The organism is Streptomyces olivochromogenes (genome assembly GCF_021538895.1).
Classification (GTDB): domain Bacteria; phylum Actinomycetota; class Actinomycetes; order Streptomycetales; family Streptomycetaceae; genus Streptomyces; species Streptomyces olivochromogenes_A.
This window is the reverse complement of the sequence record NZ_JADDRL010000020.1, coordinates 40,881-56,352: the sequence shown is the minus strand read 5'-3', so window position 1 is coordinate 56,352 and position 15,472 is coordinate 40,881. Positions and strand designations below refer to the sequence as shown.

Sequence of the window (15,472 nt, the reverse complement as noted above, 5' to 3'; positions counted from 1 at the left end):
CCTCCGTATCCGGCCGGAAATTACCGACGCTCAGCCGGCCACCGGCTGCGCGGGCTGACGGGTGGTCGGCATCAGCCGGTGCCACAGGTTGTTCAGGCCGGCCGCGAGCAGGATTCCGGCGAGCTCCTGGTCGCTGAAGTGCTTGGCGGCCTCGGCCCACACCTCGTCCGAGACCGGGTCCACGGTGTCGGCCAGACGCGTCGCCGCCTCGGTCAGGGCCAGCGCGGCACGCTCCTCCGGGGTGAAGAACGGCGCGTCACGCCACGAGGCGACGGTGAAGATCCGCTCGTCGCTCTCCCCGGCCGCCTTCAGGTCGCTGGAGTGCTTGTTCACGTTCCAGCTGGCCCCGTTGATCTGGCTGGCGCGCAGGTAGATGAGGTTGATCAGCGTGTCGGACAGCCCGGTCTTCTTCACGGCCTCCGCCAACGACAGGAGCGCGGGAAGGGTGTCGGGGCCGGCGGCGATGGCGGGGTTGGGGATGCGGGCGGTCATGGTTCCTCCAAGATCCACGGGGTGCCTAATCACTGGGTGCCTACTCACTGCACTGACGAGCCGGAGGGCGACAATGTGACCGGCGAGCGGAAAAACCTCCGCCGAGACCCGAACAACCACTGCCGAGACCCGGGTTGGGCGCATCCGGCACGCAAGCAGGACACGCCCCGGCACCCGGCCCCTCAGGCAAGCGTCCGCAGGAGACCGCCACCAGCATGCCCCAGCGCTCACTCCCGTGCGGCTCCTGAAAGCCCCGCCCCACCCCGGCTCGACCAGCACCAAAGCACTTCTCGGCCCTCACTCGACCCACCCTCAAGTGCCCCTCGACCGCGGGAGGGAGCGCACGCCGGGCAATGGAATGGAGCACGCGGTGGGCGCCGGGGCGGAGCGTGCGGCTACGCCGCGTCCCTCGTGGTCGTCTGCGCCAGCGCCGGCAGCCGCTCGGGGTCGTTCACCGTCAGCCGCTCGACCTGCGGGCTGATCCGCTTGGCCAGACCGGACAGGGTGCGGCCGGGGCCGACCTCGACGAAGGTGTCGCAGGACAGGTCGTCGGCCATCGTGCGCACCGACTCCGTCCACCGCACCGGCGAGGCGAGCTGCCGCTCCAGCAACGCGGGCCACTCCTCGCCGCCCTGGTGCGGACGGGCGTCGACGTTCGCCACGACCGGGGCGTGGCCCGGCCGGAACTCGACGGTGCCGAGGACCTGACGGAATGACTCGGCCGCCGGCGTCATCAGGGGTGTGTGGAAGGCCCCGCCGACCGGGATCGACACGATCTTGGCCTTGCCGAGCAGTCCGCAGCAGCGCGCGAGGTCGTCCTCGGCGCCGGAAAGGACCGACTGCTGGGGCGAGTTGAGGTTGGCCACCCAGACCCGGCCGCCCTCGGCCCGCACCGACGCGGCCGCCTCCTCGACGTCTTCCACCGCCGGGCCCAGGATCACCGCCATCGTGCCGGGCTCGGCCGCGCAGGCCGCGCGCATCGCCGCTCCGCGCGCGGCGACCAGACGGACGCCGTCGTCGAAGGAGAGGATGCCGGCCGCCACCAGCGCCGAGTACTCACCCAGGCTGTGGCCGGCGCACACCAGCGGGTGGACCGCCGTCGGCAGTACCTCGCTCAGCTCCTGGAAGATCACCATCTCCAGGGTGAACGTGGCGAGTTGGGAGTTGTCGGTGCGCCGCAGATGCGTCTCGTCGGCGTGCAGGAGGAGGTCCACCACGTCGCGGCCGGTGATCTCGGCGGCCCGTTTGGCCAGGGACCAGCCCGCGCCGGCCACCCAGGCGCGACCCATCCCGGGGTGCTGCGCACCCTGGCCGGGAAATGTCAGAGCCAAACGCTGACCACTCATATCGGCTGTCCCCCGCCTTCCTGGTAAGTCCGTGCCGGTCAGCGTGGCACCCCGCCCCGAAACGGCGATGGAGCGCGAATGGAGGCGGACAGGAGGCGAGCGCAGGCGCCGCCCGCCACCTGCGCGTCCGGCGCCGCGAACCCGCCTGGTACAACGGGGTACGACGTACCCGCGGCCGGAACCGAAGGCCGCCGGACAGCGCAGCGCACCGGGCAGGACGGACCACACGATGGCGGACATCAACGACAGTCTCGACGAGGCGGATGCGCGCCACTTCACCCGCCCGCTGCCGAAGTCGGCGCAGGCGCAGATGCGCTTTCTGGTACGGCAGCTCAAGGGCACCAGGGCGGTCGCGGACCTGCTCGGGATCTCCCAGCGCACGGTGGAGCGCTATCTCAAGGGCCAGTTGAAGCACCCGCGTCCCGCCCTGGCCGACCGCATGCACCGCGAGGTCCGCCACCGCTGGCAGCCCCGAATCCGGGCCCGGGCCCGGCAGCGGGCGGCGACTACGGACGGCCTGTTCATGTCGACACGCGCCCGCTTCGGCTTCACGGCGGCACCCGGCACCACGGACGACCCCCGGGTCCGCCACCTCAACCAGGCACTGCCCCCCGCATACGCCGCCCGCCTCTTCACGGCCCAGGACGCGGGCGCCACGGAAACCCAACTCCGCGCCATCCTGGCCGAGGGCCTCGGCGAGATGTACTTCCGCGACCGGGGCCGCCGGGCCCAGGGCCTGGACGTGGAGTTCACCGACATCGAACAACTGGACCTGGACTTCTGACGACCGCGTACCCGCGTCGCTCGGTCGCCTCCTGCGGCTGAGCGCTTCAGGCGCCGGAGGCCAGCCACCGCCAGCGTCGGCGTTCCGTGACGAGGGTGACGACGGCCATCAGGGTCACGAGGCCCGCTGCCCACACGGGCCAGGCCAGCCACGAGGAAGCCACGGCCGCGACGAGCTGGAGAAGCACCAGAAGGATCGTGGCCCAGCCCGGTACCGCGTTGATCACGTTCGCCTTGTCACCCGGGGTGGAGAAGCACGTGGGAAGGCCGATCAGAAGCACCACGGACAGGACGGCGAGCAGCCACGAGTGGCCGGCCAGCGCCCAGGGGGTCGCCACCCAGGCGACGAGTTCCACGGCGAAGCGCAGAACGGACGCGGTGCGGTCGTCGGGTCGCGCCGAAATCGTTTCCCCAGCAGCGTCGATCACCTGCGGACGATCTCACGGCTTCCACCCAACGACCAAGAGCCGGGGCGCCGTTGCCCGCCCCACGGACGGCCTCCCGCGCCCGCGCCCGTGTCCGCACCCGCATCCCCGCACCCGCAACCGCATCCAAATTATCTGCGCGGCGCAGCGAAGTCCGTGTATTCTTTTGCGCGGCGCAGCTAATGCGTCACGCAATCAAGCGGAGCCGATCCTCCGCATCCCTCTCTCACGCACCCACAGGAACCCCATGTTCACCATCGCCGTAACCGGCGCCACCGGCGCCCAGGGCGGGGCCACCGCTCGGGCCCTGCTCGCCGCCGGGCACCGCGTCCGCGCCCTCACCCGCCACCCCGACTCGCCCGCCGCCGACGCCCTGCGTGCCTTCGGCGCCGACATCCACCGTGCCGACTTCGACGACCGGGCGAGCCTCGACGCCGCGCTCACCGGCGCCGACGCCCTGTTCGCGGTGACGACCCCCTTCGGCACCGACACGGACGTCGAGACCCGGCAGGGCCACGCCCTGGTCGACGCGGCGGTCTCGGCCCGCCTCGGCCACGTCGTCCTCACCTCCGCCGCGCACGCCGACCGCGGCACGGGCATCCCGCACTACGAGAGCAAGTACCTGGTGGAGCGGTACCTGCGCGCCTCCGGTGTGCCCTGGACGGTGATCGCCCCGGCGGCCTTCATGGACAACTACGCGAGCGGCTGGACCCTGGAGGGCATGCGCACCGGCACCTTCGCCTGGCCGATGCCCGCCGACCGTCCGCTCACCCTCATCCCCGCCACCGACATCGGCGAGTTCGCCGCGCTGGCCCTACAGAGCCGCGAAGACTTCGCCGGGCAGCGCATCGACATCGCCTCCGACGAGCGCACGCCCGCCGAGATGGCCGAGATCCTGACGACGGCGATCGGCGACCCGATCGCGCACCAGGAGGTGCCCCTGTCCTACGTCCGCACCCACTCCGAGGACCTGGCGGCCATGTTCGAGTACTTCACGACCACCGGCCTCGACGTCGACGTACGCGGACTGCGCCGCGACCACCCCGAGATCGGCTGGCACACCTTCTCCGCCTGGGCCGCCGCCCAGGACTGGCCCGCTCTCCTTTCCGCACCCCAGGTGGAGCACGCACGGTCATGAGCCCGACCGGCGCCTGACCCCCCTCACCGGAAAGCGCCGGCATGGCGCGCCGCCCACGCCCCGAACGCGGCGGCCGGCCGCCCGAGCACCCGCTCGACGTCGCCGCCGACCCGCCGCTCCTCCTCGGTGGGCTCCCCGAGGATCGCCAGCGTGCCCTCGACCACCGCGGGCGGCATGAACCGGGCCAGCTGCGCGGACGCCTCCTCGCGCGTCTGCTCGACGAACCGCACCGGTTCCCCGATCGCCTCCGCGATGGCCGCGGCCCGCTGCCGAGGTGTGGTCGCGGTGGGCCCGGTCAGTACGTAGGTGGCGCCGTCGTGCCCGTCCTCCCGCAGCACCGCGGCCGCCACCGCGGCGACGTCGTCCGGGTCCACGAACGGCAGCCCCACCTCGGCGAAGGGGGCCGCGGCCGTACGGTGCTCGCGCACCGGCCCGGCCCAGGCGAGGGCGTTGGAGGCCATCCCGCTCGACCGCAGCACGGTGAAGGCGAGCCCGGAGTCGGCGACGGCCGCCTCGAACCGGGCGGCATGCGCGTAGACCCCCGGCCGGGTCCCCACTCCCTGCGAGGACAGCAGCACCACGCGGGCGACCCCGGCCGCCGCGGCCCGCTCCAGGATCCCGACCGGGTCCTCGCCTGCCACCAGCAGGAACAGCGCCTTGGCCCCCTCCAGCGCGGGCACCAGGCTCTCCGGTTCCCCGAGATCGGCGGCGACGGCCCGCACCCCCGCCGGAACGTCCCCGCCCCCGATCCCGCGCGCCACGGCGGTCACGTCCTCGCCGGCCGCCACCAGCATCCCGACCAGAGCCCGCCCCACGTTCCCGGTGGCACCCGTAACAACGATCACGACACTTCCCCCTGCTCGACTGGGTTAGTTGGCTAACTAACTCACACGCTAGCGGTCCACCTCCCCGCTGTCTATCCTCAGTCAGGTGACTGACTCACAAGCCGCCGCGGCGGCCAAGGCCCCCCGGACCCCTCGTGGCGGCAAGCGCGAACGCCTCGTCGAGGCCGCCGTGCGGGTCTTCCACGAGAAGGGCGTGGAGAAGACCACCCTCGGTGACATCGCCGGCGCGGCCGACGTCCCGCTCGGCAACGTCTACTACTACTTCAAGACCAAGGACCAGCTGGTCGAGGCCGTGGTGGCCGCCCACCACGCCCAACTCGTCGCCCTGACGGCTCAGTTGGAAGAGCTCCCGGACCCCGCCGCCCGCCTGAAGGCCCTGATCGCCGGCTGGGTCGACCAGCGCGAGACGGCGGCCCGCTTCGGCTGCCCCTTCGGCACCCTGACCACCGAGCTCGACAAACGCGACGACGGCCTGGACGAGTCCGCCGCCAAGGTCATGCGCGCCCTGCTCGACTGGACCGCGGCCCAGTTCACCGCACTGGGCCGCCCCGACGCCCCCGCCCTGGCCGTCGAACTCGTCGCCGCCTACCAGGGAATGTCGGTCCTCACCAACGCCCTGCGCGACCCCGACCTGATGACCACCCAGGGCCACCGCCTGCAGACCTGGATAGACACACTCCGCTGAACACCCGGCGGCGCTCCGAAGGCAGGCGGGTGGCCGGATTCGCGTAGCCGACGGCCCGGTTGTTGCGCAAAGTAAGGCCGCCAGGCAGGACCAGGTGGGATTATCGAAGCGCACTTGCGGCAGTCCTGTGCGTACGGGCCTGCCGTGGGGCAGGGCTGGGCGCATGAACGCCGAGGGGGAGCCCGCCTCACCTCTGCTCACTGGCGACGGTCCTTCCTGTCCGCGTATCGCATGGGGCCGTCGATGAGCAGCTGGTATCAACAGACATGGTGCACCGACTACGCGTTACCGGCGGCGGCCTGCGCCGTCATCGCGTGGTTCGGCCTGCTGCGGCATTTCCACTGCAAGGGCAGGCTTCTGGGCACGGCGCGCTCGGCCGCCCTGTCTCTCTCCGTCATGGCACTGATGTGCGCGGCCGCCGTCGGTACGGCGCATCTCCTGCCGCACCTGGCCGCGTTGCCGCCGGTGACGGCGGGTGTCGCGACCGGAGCCGCGGCGCTGCCCCGCAAGAAGCAGGACGAAGGCACGCAGCAGTATGTCAAGATCCTGACTCTGGGCGTCGCCTCGCTCATGGAGCGGCTCGACTACCGGCTGCACACGGACGGTCAGAGTTGGTGCGACGCTTTTTTGGCCGACTTCACGGAGTCGGCGAAGCTGCGCATGTTCAACCACGACTTGAAGCAGTACCTGCTGGACCGCCATCGCCAGTCCGCCGTCTGCAAGACGATCCATGCCTGCTACGAGGAAGCGGAGCGGGCGATCGACAAGGCTCTCGACGTACAGACGAGAACCGACGAGGCGTGCCGCGGCGATGTGTCCTGGCTGCCCCCGCGGGACCCCACCGACCAGGAGCGCTACGACTGCCGGTCATCGTTCGCCGAGGCACGCGCGCAGAGCGGACATCTGCTGCTCATCGCCTACGTGCAGGGCCGCCGCTCGGAACGGCCTCAGCTGGAGGAACTGCGGGACAAGGCGCTCTGGCGCGACACGTACCACAGCTCCGCGCTCCCCAGGCAGGGCCGACGTTTCCGGTTCCTCGGCAACCGCTCCTAGCGGGGCCGCAGTGGGAACCGGCCGGCGGCTACCGGTGGGACGTGAGGTCGCTGTCGCGCGCCGCCGATGGGTCCCCACTGCCGTCGCTGTGTCCGCCCGGCCCGTGCGCGGGCTGTGGGCAGGGGCGGAAGGTGATCTCCACGCTGGCGCCGAGCGCCTCCGCGGCGGCAGCCAGCGTACGGACCGTCAAGTTGGCGTCTCCGGACATGATCTGACTGACGCGTCCGGGACTGACTCCCATGGCCTTGGCCAGGTCGGAGCGTGTCTTTCCCAGCCCGGCCAGCAGGCCCGCGAGAGACGCGGTGGCCTGACGCGCGAGCTGCGCCCCGGCTAAGTCCGTGCGGCTCTGGTTCTCACTTCCGGCGAAGAAGCCCATGGTGTCACCCCCAAGTAGGCGGACAGCAAGGTCTGTTGAACTGTCCGTAGTTCCAGGATGCCACCTTTAGCTCTAGCTAAAAACGCGGTTCCAGGAAAAAGTTCCTCGAAACCGCGCGCGAACGTCACCAGGGCGCCCTGTCTGACCTGCGCCGTTGTCGCGCACCGAACATTTCGAGCCGACCCGCGAACGTCACCCCAACGGCGGCCCCATCCCGACCCCGGACATGCGAGAACCCCCCTCCTGAATCAGGAGAGGGGTTCTGTTCGAGCGCCGGGCAGGCCTTGCACCTGCATCTCCCCGCAGGAAGCGGGACGTCTTTCCTTGGACCACCAACGCATCACCCACCACCCGGGGTTCCGGGTGACAAGCGCAAGATCACTGTATCCCATCTTCGGGTCGCCGCGCACCCGCCCCCTATCCGACCTGCTCCGCCGCCCACTTGGCCCAGTCGCGGCGCATGGCGTGGAAGCGCAGGCCGTACTCCAGGGCGATCCGGCCGTAGACCGAGAGGTCGTCGTCGTCCCAGTCGACGGCCTCGGCCAGCTGGTGCAGCTCCTCGTAGCCCTGCTCGGACAGGCCGGCCAGCTCGGCCAGGTACTCGTGCGCCTCCTCGGGCTTGAGCACCCCGAGGAAGAACACGCGCAGCAGCACGTCGCTGCGCGTGTTGCGCTGGGGCTTGGTCTCGGTCAGCCAGTGCCGCAGCTCCGCCAGGCCGTCGTCGGTGAGGGCGTACTCCTTGCGGCCGCGCGGCCCCTCGGCCGCCACGGTGATCAGTCCGGTGCCGGCCAGCTTGGTCAGCTCCGTGTAGATCTGGCTCTGCGTCGCCGGCCACACATTGGCCAGTGAGGTCTCGAACCGCTTCAGCAGGTCGTACCCGCTGGCGGGCCGCTCCGTCAGTAGTCCGAGCAGTGCGTGTCTGAGGCTCATGCCTCCACTCTACATTCCAACATTGACATGTCACTAGTAGACCTTCTACTTTTGACATGTCAGCAGAGGGACCCCGAACGGAGAGATCAATGTCCTACCTGCGTACGTTCCTGCCGTGGATCGTCTTCGCCGTCCTCCCGTCGGGAAGCTGGCAGTGGGCAGCCCTGGCCGCCCTGGTGGTCGCGGTGGCGGTCATAGCCCAGCAGGTAAGGGCCGGCACCGGCTTCGACGCGCTGATCATCGAGCTGGGCTCGGCGGTCTTCTTCGCCGCATTGACCGTGATCGCGTTCGCCGACCCCCACTCGGGCGTCCACGACTACTCGGCGGCCCTCTCCTCGGGCACCCTGGCCGTCATCGCCGGCGTCTCGCTGGCCATCGGCAAGCCGTTCACGCTGGGCATCGCCAAGCGCACCACCCCGCGCGAGCTGTGGGACCTCAAGCCGTTCGTCCGCACCAACGTGATCATCACCGCCGTATGGACCGCGGCCTTCGCCCTGACCGCCGTCGTCCTCGCCCTGGTCGCCCACGCCGGGGACGCCCACTCCACCACCGCGACGGTCATCCAGATCGCCGGCTTCGTCGTCCCGATGGTCTTCACCGTCCGCTACATCGCCTACGTCCAGGCCAAGGCCGGCCAGGTGGCCCGATGACGATCCCGCGCCACCTGGCCGGCAACTACGCCCCGGTCACCGAGGAACTCACCGCGCACGACCTGCCGGTGACCGGCACGATCCCGCCCGAGCTGTCCGGCTGGTACCTGCGCAACGGCCCGAACCCGGCGGACGCCGACTCCGGCCACTGGTTCTTCGGCGACGGCATGATCCACGGCCTGCGGATCGAGAACGGCCGGGCGGTGTCGTACCGCAACCGCTGGGTGCGCACCACCAGCTTCACCGACGGCGCCCGCATGTACGACGACCAGGGCCACCGCGACCTCACGGCCGGCCCCGCCAACACCCACGTCGTCCGGCACGCCGGCCGCACCCTGGCCCTGGTCGAGACGGCCCTGCCCTACGAGCTCACCCGCGACCTGGACACCAAGGGCCCGTACGACTTCGGCGGCCGGCTGCAGACCGCCATGACCGCCCACCCCAAGACCTGCCCGACCACCGGGGAACTGCACTTCTTCGGCTACGGCGTCCTGGAGCCCACGCACCTGACCTACCACCGCGCCGACGCCACCGGCGAACTGGTGCTCAGCAGGCCCATCGAGGTCCCCGGCCCGACCATGCTCCACGACTTCGCGCTCACCGCCGGGCACGTCGTCTTCCTGGACCTGCCGGTCGTCTTCGACCTCGAACTCGCCATGACCGGCCGGTCGATGCCGTACCGCTGGGACGACGGTTACGGCGCCCGCCTCGGTGTCCTGCGCCGCGACGACCCGCACGGCGAGGTGCGCTGGTACGACATCGACCCCTGCTACGTCTTCCACATCCTCAACGCCCACGACACCCCCGACGGCCGCATCGTCCTGCACGTCATGCGCTACTCGGAGATCTGGCGCCGCACCGACCAGGGCATCAGCCCGCCCCAGGACGCGGTGCTGTGGTCCTGGACGATCGACCCGGCGACCGGCACGGTCCGCGAGGAGCAACTCGACGACCGCCCGGGCGAGTTCCCCCGTACCGACGACCGTCTGACCGGCCTGCCCGCCGCCCACGGCCACATCACCGGCGACAACGCGCTGATCCGCTACGACCTGACCAGCGGCGCCACCACCGCGCACGACTTCGGCCCCGACCGCACCCCCGGCGAGGCCGCCTTCGCCCCCGCCACCGGCACGGCCGGCGGCCCCGGCTGGCTCATGACCTACGTCCACGACGCCGGCACCGACCGCAGCGACCTGGTCGTCCTGGACGCGGACGACCTCTCGGCACCCCCCGCGGCCACCATCCACCTGCCGGCCCGCGTCCCCTTCGGCTTCCACGGCAACTGGCTCCCCGACACCGACTGACCGGTGCCGCTCGCCGCGGGCGGCGGCACCTCAGCGGTCGAGCAGCCCGTCCAGCTCGGCCGCGAAGAACTGGGCGGCATCGAAGCCCATGCCGGTGAAGTGGCCCGCGAGTTCGAGCGAGACGACCCCGTGCAGCCGGCTCCAGAAGGCCAGCGCGCGCCGCAGGTCCGCGGGCGTGGCGCGGTGGCCGCCGTCCCAGCTCCGGTGCTCGGCGAGATGCGCCTCGAACGACTTCTCGTACGACCTCTCGTGCGCACCCTTCTCGGCCCCCTCGCCGGCGCCGGCCGCCCCGGCCGGCCGTGCCGGCACGGCCACGGCCGCGTCGAGCAGGGTCTCCATGATCTCGGCGGCGATCGCGGTGACGTCGTCCGGCGCGTGATAGCCGGGCACGGGTGTGCCGTAGATGAGGAAGTACCGCTGGGGATCCGCAAGCGCCCAGCCGCGCAGCGCGTGCGCGAGCCCCGCGAGGTCGGCGCCGTCCGCCGCGGCGGCGCGGAAGGTGTCCGCCAGGCTGCGGTAGGCGTCGGTGACGAGCTCGGTGATGAGTTCGTCGCGGCTGCCGAAGTAGCGGTAGAGGGCCGGACCGGTCATCCCCATCTGCTTGGCGATGGCGTTGAGGGAGAGCGCGGAGGCCCCCGCGCCGGCGATCTGCTGCCAGGCGTGCTCCTTGATCTCCGTACGGACTTGAGCCCGGTACCGGTCCCGGGGGGACGCCGCGTTCCGCGCCACGGTCACCACCTTCTTTCTGGGCAGGCCTTCGTCGGCCTCGGCCGGCCGACACGACTCCATGGTGTTAGATCCTATCACTATCATCAGACCCTCTAAAAAAAGTTCTCGCCACCCCTTGACGGGGTGGTGGCTCGACCCGCAGTCTGGTCACACCTTCCAGTTAGAACCTCTAACTCAAGAAAATGCGTATAACGGAGGCTGTGATGAACGTAGTGGAGCGCGTCGAGGTGGTCCTGCCGGGCACGGTCGAGCCCGAGGAGCTGGAGCTGCGCCGCGGCCCGGTCCCCGCCCCCGGCCCGGGTCAGGTCGTCGTCCGCATGGAGGCGACCGGCGTGTCCTTCGCCGAGCAGCAGATGCGCCGGGGCCGCTACTACGACCAGCCGCCGTTCCCGTTCGTCCCCGGCTACGACCTCGTCGGCACCGTCCAGACGGCCGGCCCCGGAGTCGAGCCCGGCCTCGTCGGCACCCGGGTGGCGGCCCTGACGAAGACCGGCGGCTGGGCCAGCCACGTCGTGCTCGACGCGGCGGACGTGGTCGAGGTGCCCGCGGGAGTCGGCGCGGCCGAGGCGGAGACCGCCGTGGTCAACGGCATCACCGCCTGGCAGATGCTGCACCGCAAGGCGCGCGTGCGGCCCGGCCACACGGTCCTCGTCCACGGCGCCAACGGCGGCGTCGGCTCCCTGCTCGTCCAGCTGGCGCTCGCCGCCGGAGCCCGCGTCATCGGCACGGCCTCGCCCCGCCACCACGACGCGCTGCGCGCCCAGGGCGTCACGCCCATCGACTACCGCACCGAGGACATCCCGGCCCGGGTGCGCGCACTGGCCCCCGGCGGCGTGGACGCGGTCTTCGACCACGTCGGCGGCCGCAGCGTGACCGACTCCTGGGGCCTCCTCGCCCGCGGCGGCACCCTCGTCTCGTACGGCAGCGCCGCCACCCGCGACGACACCGGCTCCAAGCAGTGGCCCGTCCTCAAGCTCCTGGGCCGCGTCTGGATGTGGAACGCCCTGCCCAACGGCCGCCACGCCTACTTCTTCAACGTCTGGGCCGGCAAGGCCCTCTCCAAGAACCGCTTCCGCGCCCGTCTGCGCACCGACCTCACCCAGGTCTTCACGGCCCTGCAGCGGGGCGAGATCAGCCCGGCCGTCGCCGCCGTACTTCCCCTCGCCGACATCGCCGACGCCCTGCGCCTGGCCGAGTCCGGCACGGTCAGCGGCAAGGTCGTCCTGGTCCCGTAGTCCCGTACCCCACCCCCGCCCAGGAGTTCACCATGCTCGCCGCCCTGCTCGCGAAGGCCGCCGCCGTCCCCGCCGCCCTCGTCATGGCCGTCACGGCCGGACCCCACCACCCCACGGGCATCGACCCCGACGCCCCCGTCATCACCCGCGACGACATCGTGATCCACGCCCCGCTGGAGCGCGTCTGGAGGATCCAGACCGACGTGGAGGCCTGGCCCGCCTGGCAGCCCGACGTCACCGAGGTGACCAAGCAGACCCCGGGTCCGCTGCGCGCGGGCTCCGTGTTCGTCTGGTCGGTGCACGGCCTCGAGGACATCACCTCGACCGTCCAGCAGGTCCGCCCGCGACACCGCATCGTCTGGGGCGGCCCGGCCCAGGGCATCACCGCCGTGCACGTGTGGACCTTCACCCGGGCGCGCGACGGAGTGCACGTCCACACCGAGGAGTCCTGGTCCGGCGCCCCGGTCGAGTCCGACACCGCCGCGCTCCAGGCGGCACTGGACGCCTCCCTGGACGCCTGGCTCCACAACCTCAAGGCGCGGGCCGAGCGCTGACGCGGAGTCCGGGCTGTTACTCCCTTTTGGGTGAGGGCCCGGCCGCCCACGGGGGCAACCCGCCCTCACCGGACACCAAAATGGAACATTCAGCACATAGATGGGCTTTGCAGGCAAGCTTCACAAATATGTGCGCGATTGGTAACAGAGCCCGAGTCACGCGCTCGACGCGGCGCTCGGGCCGGAGGGTGTGGCTGTGCGGCCACCCGGCCGCCACCCGCACCACACACCACCGGTGGCCCGCGGCTCGGACGCCGTACGCCCGGGGGTGTGCCCTCACCCTGCAAAGGGGGACCCCGTGTCCGTTTCCATTCCCCTGACCGTCCGCCGTCTGACCGCTGCCGCCGGCGTGGCAGCCGCCGTCGTAGGGGCGGTGGCACTGCCGGCGTCGGCCGCCGACCACCACTCGGCGACCCGGGACCGCGACCGCGTGGTCATCAGTGGCGTGCAGTACCACTCCCCGGGCCGCGACGACCGTTCCAACCGCTCCCTGAACCGGGAATGGGTCGAGCTCACCAACAACAGCCACCACGACATGAACCTGGACGGCTGGGTCCTGTCGGACGACGACGGCCACCGCTACATCTTCCGCCACTACTGGCTGGACGCCCGCAGCTCGGTCCGCGTCCACACCGGCTTCGGCACGGACACCGAGAGGGACCTGTACCAGGACCGCCGCCGCGAGATCTGGGACAGCGCCGACACGGCCACCCTCCGCAACGCCCGCGGCGGCTTCGTCGACGACACGTCCTGGGGCAACCGCCGTTACGACGGCAGCCACCGCCGCTACGACGACGACCGCTACGACCACCGCCGTTACGAAGGTGACCGCCGCCACGGCGACGACGGCCGGCACTGACCGACCGACCTGCTGACCTGCTGACCCGCGGACCTACCCGACGGCGCGCCACCCTCACGGGGGAGGCGCGCCGCCGCCGTACAGCCACCCGCATCCCCTGCTACGATCGATCACGAGATTTGAACACGTTCAAATCAGGCGTCCGCATGGGACGTTCACGTGGAACATCCACACAGGGGGAGAACCGCATGTCCGGAACGACCACACCCCGACACCACCACGACCACCACGACGACACACCCGCCGTCGCACTGGGCCCCCTCGCGCTGATCCTCGGAGTGGTCGCCGCCCTGGGGACCTGGCCGACGCTGACCCTCTTCATGCTCCCGTGGTCGATCATCACCGGCGGCCTCGCGATCACCTTCGGCGCCGCGGGCATCCACTACGCCCGCCAGGGCATCGGCAGGATGGGGACCGCCGTCGCCGGAACCACGCTCGGAGCGATCGGCCTGGCGGGTGTCCTCACCCTGTTCGGCGCGTTCGTCGTCTAGCCGGGCCCTGTCCGGGCGATCATTTCGGGCTCGCAGGCCTCGGAAGAATTCGCGCACCCGACGGAACGTTTCGCGCGGACGGCTCCTCTGGAGGGCGACGGATTCCCGAAGCCATCGCAGGAGGACCCATGTCGTACCGGCCCGACACCCCCGCCCCCACCCGCGCCGCCGCGCTCGTCACCTCGGTGCTCACCGTGGACGCCCTGCTCCACCTGTACTGGACGACGGGGGCCACCTGGCCCGCGGCCGACGACGGGAGCCTGTCCCGGGCGGTGCTCGGTACGGACGTACCGTTCACGCCGCCGATCCTGCTCCCGCTCGTCGCCCTCCTGCTCACCGCCGCCGCCCTGGTCCTCGCCCAGGCCCGCCGCCCCCGCCACCTGATCCTGCGCCTCGGGACCCTGGCGGTGGCCGCGGGCCTCTCGCTGCGCGCCCTCGCGGGGATCTACTGGCTGTTTGCCAAGGAGACCGGCACCGCCTTCTACTGGCTCAACCTCGCGCTCTACACCCCGCTGTGCGCGGTCCTGGCCGTGGCCGCCCTGCGCGTGGCGCGGTGGAAGGATCAGGCCCGTGCCCGATGAGCGACCCGACGACCGAACGGTCCGGCTCGTGCGCTGCGCCCAGCGCGGCGACACCCTCGCCATGGCCGAACTCCTGGACCTCCTCGCCCCGTTCGTGGTCCGGGTCTGCACGCCCATCGCCCTGGACCAGGGGCCGGACGCGGCGCAGGAGGCCCTGGTCGCGGTCTTCAAGTCGCTGCGCACCCTGAAGAAGCCGGCCGCCCTGCACGGCTGGGTCCGTGCCATCGCGGTGCGCGAGGCGGTCCGCACCGCGCACCGCGCCGCCCGCACCGTATCGGCCGACCTCAGCGCGCTCCCGGCCCGCGGCGACCCCCAACTCGGCGCCGACATCAGGGACGTACTGGCGCGGCTGTCACCCGAGCACCGTGCGGTGCTGATGCTGCGCGACCTGGAGGGCCTGGACGAGCGCACCGCCGCCGCCCTGCTCGGGGTGCGCACCGGCACCGTCAAGTCGCGGCTGCACCGGGCCCGCGACACCTTCCGGAAGGCGTGGACGTCATGAACGAGCTCTGGCCCACCACCGACCTCGACCCCGTACGCCGCCTGCACGCCCTCGCCGCCGGCATCCGCGGCGCCCACGTGACCGAGGCACACGTCGACGCGCCCTTCGAGCGGGTCTGGTCCCTGCTGGGCGATCTGGAGGGCGGGTTCGGACAGGTCGTGACCGACATGGAACGGCTGCGCGTGGTCCGCCGGCAGGGCGAACGCGTCGAGGCGCTGGCACGCAGCAGGTACGGGATGCGGGCCCGGCTGCGCGGAGTCCAGCGGCCGGGCTGGTGCTGGCTGCAGAGCCGGTTCCTGCTGATCGGCGTGGCGGCCACGCCCGAAGGCCCCGGCACCCGGGTCGCGTTCACGGGGGGCGTGCGGCTGCCGCCCCGCGCCGCCCTGATCCCCCTGGGCGTACGACGTGAGGGCGACCGCAACGTACAACGGCTCACGGCCCTGCTGTGAGCCGTCCGCGGGCCTCCCGCCGCCTGGTAACAGCTGTTACCATCG

At 71.6% G+C, this 15,472-nt stretch carries 20 protein-coding genes; 13 read left to right on the top strand and 7 right to left on the bottom strand.

The annotated features are described in order from the left end of the window. Positions 1–30 precede the first annotated feature (30 nt). Complete coding sequence (locus IPZ69_RS12940) at positions 31–492, bottom strand: carboxymuconolactone decarboxylase family protein (RefSeq protein ID WP_235454230.1); 462 nt, start codon at positions 490–492, stop codon at positions 31–33. Positions 493–887: 395 nt separating this feature from the next. Further along, positions 888–1,838, bottom strand: coding sequence for an ACP S-malonyltransferase (locus tag IPZ69_RS12935; RefSeq protein WP_268834528.1), 951 nt, complete (start codon positions 1,836–1,838; stop codon positions 888–890). Positions 1,839–2,067: 229 nt separating this feature from the next. Here IPZ69_RS12935 and tpg point away from each other — a divergent pair, with 229 nt between their 5' ends. Next, positions 2,068–2,622 carry a telomere-protecting terminal protein Tpg gene (gene tpg / locus IPZ69_RS12930; protein ID WP_235454228.1) on the top strand — a complete coding sequence of 185 codons (555 nt, stop codon included), beginning with the start codon at positions 2,068–2,070 and terminating at the stop codon, positions 2,620–2,622. A gap of 46 nt (positions 2,623–2,668) precedes the next feature. Here the strand turns inward: tpg and IPZ69_RS12925 are convergent, their stop codons facing one another. Then, positions 2,669–3,049: a hypothetical protein gene (locus IPZ69_RS12925; protein WP_235454227.1), complete on the bottom strand. Its 381-nt coding sequence runs from the start codon at positions 3,047–3,049 to the stop codon at positions 2,669–2,671. Positions 3,050–3,293: 244 nt separating this feature from the next. Between IPZ69_RS12925 and IPZ69_RS12920 the strand changes: the two genes are divergently transcribed. Further along, entirely contained in the window at positions 3,294–4,184 is an 891-nt protein-coding gene (locus IPZ69_RS12920) for an NmrA/HSCARG family protein (protein ID WP_235454226.1), read from the top strand. Between the two features lie 23 nt (positions 4,185–4,207). On the opposite strand, the gene IPZ69_RS12915 is transcribed toward IPZ69_RS12920, so the two are convergent. Then, on the bottom strand, positions 4,208–5,029 hold the full coding sequence (locus IPZ69_RS12915; RefSeq protein ID WP_235454225.1) for an SDR family oxidoreductase: 822 nt from the start codon (positions 5,027–5,029) through the stop codon (positions 4,208–4,210). Positions 5,030–5,114: 85 nt separating this feature from the next. Between IPZ69_RS12915 and IPZ69_RS12910 the strand changes: the two genes are divergently transcribed. Together IPZ69_RS12910 and IPZ69_RS12905 are read left to right on the top strand one after the other, a co-directional pair. Beyond that, complete coding sequence (locus IPZ69_RS12910) at positions 5,115–5,714, top strand: TetR/AcrR family transcriptional regulator (RefSeq protein WP_235454224.1); 600 nt, start codon at positions 5,115–5,117, stop codon at positions 5,712–5,714. Between the two features lie 243 nt (positions 5,715–5,957). Further along, entirely contained in the window at positions 5,958–6,767 is an 810-nt protein-coding gene (locus IPZ69_RS12905; protein ID WP_235454223.1) for a hypothetical protein, read from the top strand. 28 nt (positions 6,768–6,795) lie between these two features. Here the strand turns inward: IPZ69_RS12905 and IPZ69_RS12900 are convergent, their stop codons facing one another. Both IPZ69_RS12900 and IPZ69_RS12895 read right to left on the bottom strand, forming a co-directional pair. After that, the gene (locus IPZ69_RS12900; protein ID WP_235454222.1) at positions 6,796–7,143 is read right to left on the bottom strand and encodes a helix-turn-helix domain-containing protein; all 348 of its coding nucleotides are present in this window, start codon (positions 7,141–7,143) and stop codon (positions 6,796–6,798) included. Positions 7,144–7,560: 417 nt separating this feature from the next. Further along, positions 7,561–8,073 carry a PadR family transcriptional regulator gene (locus IPZ69_RS12895; protein ID WP_235454221.1) on the bottom strand — a complete coding sequence of 171 codons (513 nt, stop codon included), beginning with the start codon at positions 8,071–8,073 and terminating at the stop codon, positions 7,561–7,563. Positions 8,074–8,162: 89 nt separating this feature from the next. On the opposite strand from IPZ69_RS12895, the gene IPZ69_RS12890 reads away from it, so the two are divergent. Together IPZ69_RS12890 and IPZ69_RS12885 are read left to right on the top strand one after the other, a co-directional pair. After that, positions 8,163–8,723 carry a hypothetical protein gene (locus IPZ69_RS12890; RefSeq protein WP_235454220.1) on the top strand — a complete coding sequence of 187 codons (561 nt, stop codon included), beginning with the start codon at positions 8,163–8,165 and terminating at the stop codon, positions 8,721–8,723. Further along, a complete protein-coding gene (locus IPZ69_RS12885; protein WP_235454219.1) occupies positions 8,720–10,027 on the top strand; it encodes a carotenoid oxygenase family protein in 1,308 nt (435 codons plus the stop codon). Before IPZ69_RS12890 ends, IPZ69_RS12885 begins: the two co-directional genes overlap by 4 nt. 30 nt (positions 10,028–10,057) lie before the next feature. Here the strand turns inward: IPZ69_RS12885 and IPZ69_RS12880 are convergent, their stop codons facing one another. Next, positions 10,058–10,816, bottom strand: a complete 759-nt coding sequence (locus tag IPZ69_RS12880; RefSeq protein WP_235454218.1) for a TetR/AcrR family transcriptional regulator — start codon at positions 10,814–10,816, stop codon at positions 10,058–10,060. A 143-nt stretch (positions 10,817–10,959) separates the two neighbouring features. Here IPZ69_RS12880 and IPZ69_RS12875 point away from each other — a divergent pair, with 143 nt between their 5' ends. From IPZ69_RS12875 to IPZ69_RS12845, 7 genes are all read left to right on the top strand, one after another. Further along, on the top strand, positions 10,960–11,991 hold the full coding sequence (locus IPZ69_RS12875) for a medium chain dehydrogenase/reductase family protein (RefSeq protein WP_235454217.1): 1,032 nt from the start codon (positions 10,960–10,962) through the stop codon (positions 11,989–11,991). Between the two features lie 32 nt (positions 11,992–12,023). Further along, complete coding sequence (locus IPZ69_RS12870; protein ID WP_235454216.1) at positions 12,024–12,545, top strand: SRPBCC family protein; 522 nt, start codon at positions 12,024–12,026, stop codon at positions 12,543–12,545. 298 nt (positions 12,546–12,843) lie between these two features. Beyond that, a complete protein-coding gene (locus IPZ69_RS12865) occupies positions 12,844–13,404 on the top strand; it encodes a lamin tail domain-containing protein (protein ID WP_235454215.1) in 561 nt (186 codons plus the stop codon). A gap of 188 nt (positions 13,405–13,592) precedes the next feature. Beyond that, complete coding sequence (locus IPZ69_RS12860) at positions 13,593–13,895, top strand: hypothetical protein (protein WP_235454214.1); 303 nt, start codon at positions 13,593–13,595, stop codon at positions 13,893–13,895. 128 nt (positions 13,896–14,023) lie between these two features. Further along, the gene (locus IPZ69_RS12855; protein ID WP_235454213.1) at positions 14,024–14,476 is read left to right on the top strand and encodes a DUF3995 domain-containing protein; all 453 of its coding nucleotides are present in this window, start codon (positions 14,024–14,026) and stop codon (positions 14,474–14,476) included. Beyond that, positions 14,466–14,978, top strand: coding sequence for an RNA polymerase sigma factor (locus IPZ69_RS12850; RefSeq protein ID WP_235454212.1), 513 nt, complete (start codon positions 14,466–14,468; stop codon positions 14,976–14,978). The genes IPZ69_RS12855 and IPZ69_RS12850 overlap by 11 nt, the downstream gene beginning before the upstream one ends. Then, on the top strand, positions 14,975–15,427 hold the full coding sequence (locus IPZ69_RS12845) for a hypothetical protein (RefSeq protein ID WP_235454211.1): 453 nt from the start codon (positions 14,975–14,977) through the stop codon (positions 15,425–15,427). The genes IPZ69_RS12850 and IPZ69_RS12845 overlap by 4 nt, the downstream gene beginning before the upstream one ends. The last annotated feature ends 45 nt before the right edge of the window (positions 15,428–15,472 follow it).

Bases quoted from the DNA above. Each gene is read 5' to 3' on its own strand.
- IPZ69_RS12940 (WP_235454230.1), bottom strand. From the start codon at position 492: ATGACCGCCCGCATCCCCAACCCCGCCATCGCCGCCGGCCCCGACACC.
- IPZ69_RS12935 (WP_268834528.1), bottom strand. From the start codon at position 1,838: ATGAGTGGTCAGCGTTTGGCTCTGACATTTCCCGGCCAGGGTGCGCAG.
- tpg (WP_235454228.1), top strand. From the start codon at position 2,068: ATGGCGGACATCAACGACAGTCTCGACGAGGCGGATGCGCGCCACTTC.
- IPZ69_RS12920 (WP_235454226.1), top strand. From the start codon at position 3,294: ATGTTCACCATCGCCGTAACCGGCGCCACCGGCGCCCAGGGCGGGGCC.
- IPZ69_RS12905 (WP_235454223.1), top strand. From the start codon at position 5,958: ATGAGCAGCTGGTATCAACAGACATGGTGCACCGACTACGCGTTACCG.
- IPZ69_RS12900 (WP_235454222.1), bottom strand. From the start codon at position 7,143: ATGGGCTTCTTCGCCGGAAGTGAGAACCAGAGCCGCACGGACTTAGCC.
- IPZ69_RS12895 (WP_235454221.1), bottom strand. From the start codon at position 8,073: ATGAGCCTCAGACACGCACTGCTCGGACTACTGACGGAGCGGCCCGCC.
- IPZ69_RS12890 (WP_235454220.1), top strand. From the start codon at position 8,163: ATGTCCTACCTGCGTACGTTCCTGCCGTGGATCGTCTTCGCCGTCCTC.
- IPZ69_RS12885 (WP_235454219.1), top strand. From the start codon at position 8,720: ATGACGATCCCGCGCCACCTGGCCGGCAACTACGCCCCGGTCACCGAG.
- IPZ69_RS12880 (WP_235454218.1), bottom strand. From the start codon at position 10,816: ATGGAGTCGTGTCGGCCGGCCGAGGCCGACGAAGGCCTGCCCAGAAAG.
- IPZ69_RS12875 (WP_235454217.1), top strand. From the start codon at position 10,960: ATGAACGTAGTGGAGCGCGTCGAGGTGGTCCTGCCGGGCACGGTCGAG.
- IPZ69_RS12870 (WP_235454216.1), top strand. From the start codon at position 12,024: ATGCTCGCCGCCCTGCTCGCGAAGGCCGCCGCCGTCCCCGCCGCCCTC.
- IPZ69_RS12860 (WP_235454214.1), top strand. From the start codon at position 13,593: ATGTCCGGAACGACCACACCCCGACACCACCACGACCACCACGACGAC.
- IPZ69_RS12855 (WP_235454213.1), top strand. From the start codon at position 14,024: ATGTCGTACCGGCCCGACACCCCCGCCCCCACCCGCGCCGCCGCGCTC.
- IPZ69_RS12845 (WP_235454211.1), top strand. From the start codon at position 14,975: ATGAACGAGCTCTGGCCCACCACCGACCTCGACCCCGTACGCCGCCTG.